Origin of the sequence: Desulfovibrio sp. 6_1_46AFAA, from assembly GCF_000224635.1 — a bacterium.
In the GTDB taxonomy this organism is placed as follows: Bacteria; Desulfobacterota; Desulfovibrionia; order Desulfovibrionales; family Desulfovibrionaceae; genus Desulfovibrio; species Desulfovibrio fairfieldensis.
In genome coordinates, this window is record NZ_JH114301.1 from 174,126 (window position 1) to 183,552 (window position 9,427).

Here is a 9,427-nt window from a genome sequence, read left to right on the forward strand (position 1 = left end):
GCTCTCTCTCTCTCTCTCTCTCTCTCTCTCTCTCTTTATTAAGTAAGTGTAATTTTCAACCGTTGCGGCGGTTGACCCGACATTTCGGCCCGGAAGCGCGTCCTGTGCGGCGTGTTTTCGGGCTTTTCGCGTTTTCCGGCGGCGTCTGCGCGCGCCGGAAGGCGCGGCAACATTTTTCTCTTGCGCATGGGGCGCGGAGAATCTCCGGGCTGGCCCGGCAATTATAACGAGAAGGAAGGCGGAAGATGAAGAAGATTCTGACAGTGCTGTTGGCGGCGGGCATGCTGCTGGGCGCGGCCTCGGGCGCGTCGGCCATTGATTTCAAGGCCAAAGGGCAGTGGCTGATGGGCTTCGGCGTGGGCGACAAGAATCTTATGAGCCATTATCGCAATCGTGCCGGTGAAAAAATCAAAAAGAACACCAGTGATACATTTAATGCGACTCAACGTATCCGTCTGCAACTGGAGGCTGTGGCCTCCGAGTCTTTGTCCGGTACCGTGCAGTTCCAAATCGGCAACCAGCCGTGGGGCAAGGCCGACAAGGGTGCCGCGTTGGGGGCCGACGGGGCGAATCAGATCGGGGTACGCCAGGCTTATATCGACTGGATGGTGCCGCAGACCGATCTCAAGGTGCGCATGGGCCTGCATGAGGTCATTCTGCCCAACAAGGCTGGCGGTACCGCAGTTATGGATGCCCCTGTGGCGGGCGTGGTGGCCTCCTATCAGTTCAACGAGAATCTGGGTCTGACCGCTCTCTGGATGCGTCCGTTCAATGACAACTACAGCCAGGAGACGCAGAACAGCGATGGGACGCCGCATGTATGGGGTTCTGATCCTGATAATTATTTGGATAACATGGATCTTTTTGGTCTGATGGTCCCGGTGACGCTGGACGGTTTTGAAATCACTCCCTGGGCCATGTATGGCATGAAGGGGAAAAATACGGACAAGTTCAACGCCTATAAAAATGGTTTCGCCGACGGTAATCCCTATTACACACTGGCACCTTATGCCGGTCTCAACGGCTATCCGGGAAATCTAGGCGGTACCGGTAAAGCGTACGGTTCCATGTTCTGGGCTGGCCTGCCTTTCGCTATCACTGCCTGGGATCCCTTGAATATCGAAGTGGATATTAACTACGGCTATGTGGAGTCTATGGGGCGTTATATAGCCTGGAAGGGCGGTTACAACGATGTGCCCATGGCCAGTAAACGCAGCAGCACCGAACGCCAGGGCTGGTTGGCCAAGGCTCTGGTGGAATACAAGATGGACTGGGGCGTGCCCGGTATCTTCGGCTGGTACGGTTCGGGCGACGACGGCAACCCCAAAAACGGTTCTGAGCGTATGCCTTCCATCGCGCCTTACGGCAATTTCACCTCCTTCCTGGGTGACGGCGGCCCTTATTCCTGGGGTGGTGCCGGCGGCAACGACATGGGAGCGCTGAGCTATGCGGGTACGTGGGGCATCGGTCTGCAAATCCGCGACATGAGCTTTGTGGAAGACCTCAAGCACACCTTCCGCGTGGCCTACTGGGGCGGCACCAACAGCACCTCCGCCGTCAAGTATATGGCAACATCATATGCGTGGGACGATGGCCGGGGCAACTATGATGGTCCGTATCTGACCACCAATGACGGTTTGCTGGAATTCAATCTGGTCAACGAATACAAGATGTACGAAAACTTCAATGTGTATCTTGATCTGGGCTACGTTGCCAACTTCATGGACAACGACACCTGGAAGAAGGCTGGCCAGCGCAACACCAGCTTTGAAAAGCAGGATATGTGGAAGGCGCAACTGGTCTTTGGCTACAGCTTCTAGAGCAGATTAACTTTGAAATTTTACAAATTTCAAAGCCGGTATTCTGGCGAAAAACATGGTTAGGTCGCTTCGCCGGAATACACGCCGCGTTGCTCTCGATGCCTGTGCTCCCTTTGGGCTACAGGCACGGCCCTACGGGCCGCCCGTCGGGTCGGTCTTCGCGGCGCGCCGCACCGTGTGCGGCGTTAGAGCAATTTCAAAGTGAAAATGCTCTAAGCCTCGTTTCGTCCGGCAACGGACAAAAAATTCGGGGAGGGGCGTGTGGCCCCTCCCCGGCAGCCGACGTCCCATCAGAGGGGTGGTCCCTTTGAGTCGGCGGCCCCGCCCGCGCCCGTCTGGTTCCTTCCTCTTGGGCGCGCGCGGGGTTTTTGCTGTTTCAGCGCCGCGGCCGAGCCTTACCGCACCGGCGTGTACTCCATGCTCGAAACCTCGTCCGTGGCTTCCAGCTTGAAGATGACGGGGCGCAGGCCGTCGTTGCAGCTACAGACGGCCACGCCCGGCGTTTTGATCCAGTCGCCGTAATAAAAGACGCCCTTGCCCGCGCCGTGGGCCAAAGCGAAGGCATACTGATAGACGGCTTTCCAGGCTTCGTCGCAGAAGCCTTCCGGCTTGGCGTAGTCGGCGTAAAAGACCTGTCCTTCCCTGTGCATGGGACAGGCGTCCAGGCCTTCCGCCCCGTATCGGGCGGCAAGTTCCGCGTCAAAGGTGGTTTTCAGAACCGTGATTTTTACCTTGTTCATAGTGCCTCCGCGCGGCGGGCGGGTGCAAGTGTTGGGGGGGGCTAAGCCGCATACGGCTTTATCTGAAACCTAGACGCCGTGCCGGAGGCTGTCAACGCCGCGTCAGGGTCATTCTGTTCTCCGTCTGTTGTTTTATTCTGCCCTGCGGGCATGGAGATTTTACGCCTTCCGGCGTTTGGGCCGCCTATCGTTGCTGTCTTTATCCGTACGGCTCGCAAGCTCGCCTACGGCTAAAGCTCGCGGCGCGCGGCAGGGGGCCGGGGACGGCTGTCCCCAGGCCCCCTACAACCCCCTGCCCCTGCTCTACGTTGTAGCGCGTTGACGCGGCGTCCCACGGGTCTTGCTCGCGGGGCTCGCTGCGCCCCGAAATCGCCGCGCGTCAATTTTCGGCAGCGGACGGAGTTTTGACTCGAAGCCCAGCCGTCAATGGCAATTGCGCGGCGCGAAGGGAGATCGCCTGAGCGTAGCGAAGGAAGCTCCCGCAGCAAACGCCGCGCTGCCCTCGGAAACCTACAGCGCTGGAAAACCCAAGCGGGGTATAGGGGTTGCAAGGGGGGCGAGGGGCGGCAGCCCCTGACCCCCTGCCCGCGCCGGAGGCGGCCCAAGCCACAACGTGGCGAAAAAAGCCGTGCCCGGAGGGCTCGAAATACCTCATTCGTATAACAAGCCCATAAAATAATTGCTTTTGAACGCTAACCTACTATAAATACAAAATAATTATCCATACAAGCGGAGAACGGAAGGACCCTGCAACGCCGCGCTCCCTGACTTGACGAAGCGCCGCAAACAGCCTATGAATCTCCACTTCGCCCGCGTGTCGCGGCGCGAAAACAGACGCTTTGTGGCTGCCGTCCCCTACAGGGGCGCGGCGGCGGATGCGGGGTCTTCATGTTTGAGAGCCTTTCCGACAGACTTTCCGGCGTATTCCGCTCTTTCGGCGGGCGCGGCCAGCTCACCGAGGAAAACGTGCAGGCCGGCCTGCGCGAAGTGCGGCTGGCGCTCCTGGAGGCGGACGTCAACTTCAAGGTCGTCAAAGACTTTGTGGAAAGCGTGCGCGAAAAGTGCCTGGGGCAGGAAACGCTCAAAGGCGTGAGCCCGGCCCAGCAGGTGGTTAAAATCGTCCATGACGAGCTGGTTTCTCTGCTGGGCGGCGAAACCACGGGGCTCAACCTGCAGGGCCGAGAACCGGCGGTGATCATGCTGGTGGGCCTTCAGGGCTCGGGCAAGACCACCTCGGCGGGCAAGATAGCCAATCTGCTGCGCAGGCAGAAAATGCGGCCCTATCTGGTCCCCGCGGACGTCTACCGCCCGGCGGCCATCGACCAGCTCACGGTGCTGGCCAAGCAGCTCGACATGCCCTGCTTTCCCTCCACCACGGAGATGAAGCCCGTGGACATCGCCACGGCGGCCTTGGCTCAGGCCCGTGAGGAGCAGGCCACTGTGCTGCTGCTGGACACGGCCGGCCGCCTCCACGTGGACGAACCCCTGATGGAAGAGCTTTCGGCCATCAAGGCGGCTGTGCAGCCGCAGGAAATCTTGTTCGTGGCCGACGCCATGACCGGCCAGGACGCCGTGACCGTGGCCGAGGCTTTCAATGAGCGCCTGGGCCTGACCGGCGTTGTGCTGACCAAGATGGACGGCGACGCGCGCGGCGGCGCGGCCCTGTCCATCCGTTCGGTGACCGGCGCGCCCGTGAAATTCGTGGGCGTGGGCGAAAAATTATCGGAGATGGAGGTCTTCCATCCCGACCGTATCGCCGGGCGAATTCTGGGCATGGGCGACGTGCTCACCCTGGTGGAAAAGGCCCAGTCCACCATTGACGCCGAAGAGGCCGAGGCCCTGGCCCGCAAGATGCAGAAGGCCAGCTTCGACCTGGAAGATTTCCGTACCCAGATGCGCCGCCTAAAAAAATTGGGTTCGCTGGACAGCATTCTGAAAATGATTCCGGGCTTGGGCGGCCTGCGCGAAAAGCTGGCTGAGGCCAACGGCGCGGTGCCGGAAAAGGAGATGGCGCGCACCGAGGCCATCATCAATTCCATGACCATGCGGGAACGCCGCAATCCGGATATCCTCAACGGCAGTCGCCGGGCGCGCATCGCCAAGGGCGCGGGCGTGACCGTGGCCCAGGTCAATCAGATGGTGCGCCAGTTTGAGCAGATGCGCCAGATGATGAAGGGCATGATGGGCGGCAAGGGCGCTAAGGGAGGCCGTCCGGCCATGCCCAAAATGCCGCGCGGCATGCCGCCGGGCATGATGCCCCCCGGCATGGGCATGCCCGGTATGGGCGGATTTCCGGGCATGGGTGGAATGGACGGCATGGCTCTGCCGGGCGGACGGCCCGGAGGGGCGAAATCCGCCGCTGCCAAGAAACGGAAAAAGAAAGAGCGCCAGAAGCGCAAAAAGAAATAGGGAAAGTTGCTTAATGGGCTTTTTGCCTTTTGCCTGCGTCAGGCTCACCCCGTGCGAAGCTTATGTATGTCTTGGTACACTGCGTTCCGCCCGGCATCGGCCTTTCTCGGTAAAAAATAAAATCCTCATTAAACAACGCTTCGCAGGGCCTTATGCGGCCTTGGAAATCGCGTTTCCCTCTTGCCCTTTTACGGGCGCGACGCTAACATAAAACCAAAGGGAGTTGGACTCATGGCTGTGAAGTTGAAATTGACCCGTCTCGGCAGCAAAAAGCACCCCTTCTACCGGGTGGTGGCCGCCAATGACGAGACCCGTCGTGACGGGCGTCCGCTGCAATTGCTGGGTTACTACAACCCGATGACCAATCCGGCGGAAGTGAAACTTGACGCGGATAAAATTAAGGAATGGCTCGCGCGCGGCGCCGAACCCACGGACACCGTGCGGGCGCTGATCAAAGCGCATCTGTCCTAAATCTTACGCTTGCGATGCTTGCTTGCGGCGGATCAAACCCGCCGGGAAGCATCTCGCGGCAAGGATTTGCCTGCAACTCCTTGCGGGCGGTTCGGCTTTGAAAAAGTTGAATTGCTCCAGAGCAGATCAACATTGAAATGCTCTATAAAACCTTGTGGAAAGGCGGGGAACCGCCTGCCGCAAGCGTTATGCTGTTGCGGGACCAGCCCGGAGGACAGTGCGGCACGGGAAAGACGGACGGATAGCTGCCGATTGCTCCGAAGGTTGCGCGTTATTTAATCCTTGCCCGCGCTGCCCGCGGGCAGCAAGGTATCTTTGGGAGGTACGCGATGAAGGCTCTGATCGAATATATTGCCAAGTCTCTGGTGGATCATCCCGAAGAAGTGCAGGTCAGCGAAGTGGAAGGCGAGCAGACGTCGGTGCTGGAGCTCAAGGTTTCCAAGGAAGACTTGGGCAAGGTCATCGGCAAGCAGGGGCGCACGGCCCGCGCCATGCGCACTATTTTGAGCGCGGCATCCACCAAGTCGAAGAAACGTACGGTTCTGGAAATTCTGGAGTAGCTTCGGCTTCCATGGCGGATATGCTGATTCATATGGGCACGCTGGCGCGGCCCCACGGTATTAAAGGGGAGATCTGCATCGACTGGCATGCGGACTCCCCCTTGCTTTTGGACGCGCCGCTCTGGCTTCAGGCCGGGGATGAGCCGCCCCGGCTCGTCCGGGCCCTGTCCTGCCGCCGGCACAAGGGCCGCCCCCTGCTTCTTCTGGAAGGCGTGACGGACCGCACGGCGGCTGAGGCCCTGCGCGGACAGAAAATTCTGGTGTCGCGCGACAGCCTGCCTCCGCCGGACGAGGATGAGGCCTATCTGGAAGATCTGCTGGGCTGCGAGGTGCTCTTGCCAGACGGCCGCCGTCTGGGACGCCTCGACCATGTGGAATATCCGGCGGACCAGGAAATCTGGGTTATCGTCACGGAACAAGACCAGGAAATTCTTTTTCCGGCCCAGCCCTGTTTCATTGTTGGTTTTGACCTGGACGCCCGCACCGTGACCATTGACCCGCCCGAAGGTTTGTTGGAAATTTATCTTAGAGCAGATTAACTTTGAAATTTTACAAATTTCAAAGTTGGCATTCTGGCGAAAAACGTGGTTTTCACCAGAATCCACGCCACTTCGTGGCGACTGCCGCCTTCGCGTCAGCAGAGCAATTTCAAAGTGAAATTGCTCTAGCTGAAAAACTGTTGCTGATTTTTCGCGTTGTTTTTCCTTGGCATCCGGGTTTTTGTTTGCCGGCAAGGCAAGCAAGCGGCGCGCCGCAGTGGAGCGTAGCCGCCTACGTGACCAGGGCGCGCCGCGACGCTTAACGAAGCCGGCAACAAAAAGATGGATGCCAAGTGCCTGAACTGCCCGAAGTGGAAACAGTAGCCCGCACCCTGCGCCCCCAGGTACAGGAGTGCCTGATTGAGGGGGCGGAAGTTCTGCGGTCCGGCAGCCTGCATCCCTTGAGCCTGCCCCCGGCCACTTTGGCGGGCCGTCGTATCGCGGACGTGGGCCGCAGGGGCAAACTGCTGCTGGTGCATCTGGCCCCGCCGGAGAGCGGGCGCACTCCGGAAGAGACCGCCCCGGATCTGCTGGCCGTGCATTTGCGTATGACAGGCCGTCTGATGGTGTACGCGCCGGGCACGCCGCCCGGTTCCCATACCCGTTGTGTCTTTGATCTGCGCACTCCGGACGGCGACCGGCGCCGTCTCTTTTTCGACGACACGCGGGCTTTCGGCCTGGTGCTGGCCGCCACGCCGGAGATTTTGCAGGCCTGGGATTTCTGGCGGGAGCTGGGACCCGAGCCGCTGGAGATCGGCGAGCGGGAGTTCGCGGCCCTGCTGCGAAGCCGGGGCGCGGCGCTCAAGGCTGTGTTGCTGGACCAGAAGGTCATTGCGGGCATCGGCAACATCTACGCCGACGAATCCCTCTTTCAGGCGGGCCTGGACCCGCGCCGCAAGGCTTCCAGCTTGAGCCCGGCTCAGAGCCGTTGCCTGCTGGCGGCCCTCAAGGACGTGCTGCGCCGCTCCATCGCCCAGTGCGGCAGCTCCATCCGTGATTACCGCGACGCCAACGGCGATGTGGGCGCGTTTCAGAACAGTTTCGCGGTCTATGGCCGGGGCGGCGCGGCCTGCGTCCGTTGCGGCCGCCCGCTGCAAAAGATCCGCGTGGCGGGCCGCGCCACCGTCTGTTGTCCGCACTGCCAGAAGTAAATCCGGTCAGCCCCGCGCAAGACAACGGCCCAGCTCAAAAGCCTTTCGGCAGTCCAGAGGGAACTGTGTTTCCCTTTGGAGCGCCTTCTCCTGTTCGGAAAAGCATTCCACCATATACTTGCTGTAGTCGCTGAACTGATAGGTGTCGTTGACGTAGAGCACGGCGGGCCTGGAGAAACTTCGTTCAATAAAGAATTCCGTGCTCTCCAGCTTTTCCGGGTAGTGCTGCTCCAGCATAACCTCGCGCGTCACATTCATGGTGTAGATGCAGGCCGTGGCCGGTTTTTTGAGAGCCAGTGAGGAATAGTCGCGGTCATAGGCAATGCAGGGAAACAGCAGGCGTTCCAAAAAAGAGCGCATCATGCCGGTTATATTGTGAAAATAGACGGGGGAACCGAAAATGATCCCGTCCGCCTCACGGCATTTTTCCAGCACCGGCGTCAGGCCGTCGCGCACGGCGCAACGGCCATAGTGCTTCCCTCCCTTGCGCTTGCATTGAAAACAACTCACGCAGCCCGTATAACTGTAGTCGTAAAGGTGGATCATTTCCGTCCGGACGTTTTCTGCGCCCGCCGAAGCCGCGCCGTCCAGGGCGCTTTGCAGTATGGTGGCGGTATTCCATTTTTTTCTGGGGCTGCCGTTGACGGCGCAGATGCGCATGTCTTTCTCCTTACGCGTTGTGGTTGTGCAGGCTTTTGTGCCTGAATATCCTGAAGCGGACGGGAAAAAGCAAGTACGCAGTTTTTTCTTACCTGGTTGCAACTGCTGCTTGCCAACAGCAAGACGGCAGCGGAGGCGGAGGGATTGTATGAGTGAACCCGAAAACGTCGGTTATGACATAACGTTGCCCGCGGTCAATATTTATGAAGTGCCGTGCCCTATTCTGCGCGCCTTGGAAGTCATCGGCGGCAAGTGGAAATTGCCGTTGCTCTGGCATCTGGCCGATGGGGCCGTGCGTTTCAATGCCCTGCATCGCGAGGTGAGAGGCATCACCCATATGATGTTGAGCAAATGTCTCAAGGAATTGGAGGGGGACGGCCTGCTGCGCCGGAGCGAGTGCGGCGGTAAAGTCCGGCATGTGGAGTATGCCTTGACCGAGCGGGGCAGGCGATTGCTTCCGGCCCTGCGGGAGTTGTACCGCTGGGGAGAAGAGCAATTGTCACAGGACGGCGGCGGGCGGACGGGAGATGCCGGGCAATCCTAAAGCATTTTGAGTGGTACATGCTTTAGGGCCTGTTAACACTATTTCAGAGCTATAACAATTAACGCAAAGACGACAAAGGCCAGGAACATGACATCGAGCTTATCGAACCGAGTAAAAACACGGCGGAAGCCTTTGAGCCTCCTGAAAAGCCGTTCTACCTCATTACGTCTTTTGTATAGCTCTTTGTCATACTCCCACGGTTTCAGTCGGTTGGGATTGGGCGGCACCACCGGAGTGAAGCCCAACTCACGTCCCAAGCGAGTCGTTTCATTACCCTCATATGCGCCATCCATAAGCAAGCTGCACGGCGCTGGCATCGGCCCCAACTGGACAAGCAGCCTGCGCCCCTCGGGGGCATCGCCGGCGTTGCCGGGAGTGAGGCTGAAATTCAACGCGCATTCAGCATTCGCGGCAACCATATGAAGCTTGGTCGTCCAGCCGCCTCTGGACTTTCCGATGGACTGCGGACCTGTTTTTTAAGGCCCTGTTCCATCGGGATGAACCTTAACAATAGTACTGTCGAGAGAAACTGC

11 protein-coding genes and 1 pseudogene are annotated in these 9,427 nt (G+C 59.4%); 9 read left to right on the plus strand and 3 right to left on the minus strand.

What is annotated here, in order from left to right; translation table 11 throughout:
* On the plus strand, window positions 1-227 hold a 227-nt coding region (locus HMPREF1022_RS18830), incomplete at its 5' end, for a hypothetical protein (RefSeq protein WP_232221544.1).
* 18 nt (window positions 228-245) lie between these two features.
* Window positions 246-1,820 (plus strand): outer membrane homotrimeric porin, encoded by a 1,575-nt coding sequence (locus HMPREF1022_RS04240; protein WP_009302013.1) that lies wholly within the window; start codon window positions 246-248, stop codon window positions 1,818-1,820.
* 395 nt (window positions 1,821-2,215) lie between these two features.
* Here the strand turns inward: HMPREF1022_RS04240 and HMPREF1022_RS04245 are convergent, their stop codons facing one another.
* Entirely contained in the window at window positions 2,216-2,560 is a 345-nt protein-coding gene (locus tag HMPREF1022_RS04245) for a TIGR04076 family protein (protein ID WP_009302015.1), read from the minus strand.
* Between the two features lie 888 nt (window positions 2,561-3,448).
* On the opposite strand from HMPREF1022_RS04245, the gene ffh reads away from it, so the two are divergent.
* The 6 genes from ffh to mutM all read left to right on the plus strand — a co-directional run bounded on the left by ffh (window position 3,449) and on the right by mutM (window position 7,690).
* Window positions 3,449-4,969 (plus strand): signal recognition particle protein, encoded by a 1,521-nt coding sequence (gene ffh / locus HMPREF1022_RS04250; protein ID WP_008685695.1) that lies wholly within the window; start codon window positions 3,449-3,451, stop codon window positions 4,967-4,969.
* A gap of 231 nt (window positions 4,970-5,200) precedes the next feature.
* Entirely contained in the window at window positions 5,201-5,440 is a 240-nt protein-coding gene (gene rpsP, locus HMPREF1022_RS04255) for a 30S ribosomal protein S16 (protein ID WP_008685694.1), read from the plus strand.
* A 329-nt stretch (window positions 5,441-5,769) separates the two neighbouring features.
* A complete protein-coding gene (locus tag HMPREF1022_RS04260) occupies window positions 5,770-6,000 on the plus strand; it encodes a KH domain-containing protein (protein ID WP_009302016.1) in 231 nt (76 codons plus the stop codon).
* A gap of 11 nt (window positions 6,001-6,011) precedes the next feature.
* Window positions 6,012-6,539 carry a ribosome maturation factor RimM gene (gene rimM, locus HMPREF1022_RS04265; protein WP_009302017.1) on the plus strand — a complete coding sequence of 176 codons (528 nt, stop codon included), beginning with the start codon at window positions 6,012-6,014 and terminating at the stop codon, window positions 6,537-6,539.
* 2 nt (window positions 6,540-6,541) lie between these two features.
* Entirely contained in the window at window positions 6,542-6,802 is a 261-nt protein-coding gene (locus tag HMPREF1022_RS17950; RefSeq protein ID WP_156802836.1) for a hypothetical protein, read from the plus strand.
* A gap of 30 nt (window positions 6,803-6,832) precedes the next feature.
* Window positions 6,833-7,690 (plus strand): bifunctional DNA-formamidopyrimidine glycosylase/DNA-(apurinic or apyrimidinic site) lyase, encoded by an 858-nt coding sequence (gene mutM / locus HMPREF1022_RS04270; RefSeq protein ID WP_008685691.1) that lies wholly within the window; start codon window positions 6,833-6,835, stop codon window positions 7,688-7,690.
* 6 nt (window positions 7,691-7,696) lie between these two features.
* Here mutM and HMPREF1022_RS04275 read toward each other — a convergent pair whose 3' ends face one another.
* The gene (locus HMPREF1022_RS04275) at window positions 7,697-8,350 is read right to left on the minus strand and encodes a flavodoxin family protein (RefSeq protein WP_009302018.1); all 654 of its coding nucleotides are present in this window, start codon (window positions 8,348-8,350) and stop codon (window positions 7,697-7,699) included.
* A 148-nt stretch (window positions 8,351-8,498) separates the two neighbouring features.
* Between HMPREF1022_RS04275 and HMPREF1022_RS04280 the strand changes: the two genes are divergently transcribed.
* The gene (locus tag HMPREF1022_RS04280) at window positions 8,499-8,894 is read left to right on the plus strand and encodes a winged helix-turn-helix transcriptional regulator (RefSeq protein ID WP_009302019.1); all 396 of its coding nucleotides are present in this window, start codon (window positions 8,499-8,501) and stop codon (window positions 8,892-8,894) included.
* Between the two features lie 38 nt (window positions 8,895-8,932).
* Here HMPREF1022_RS04280 and HMPREF1022_RS04285 read toward each other — a convergent pair.
* Window positions 8,933-9,427, minus strand: a pseudogene (locus HMPREF1022_RS04285) (IS5 family transposase); the annotation flags it as partial.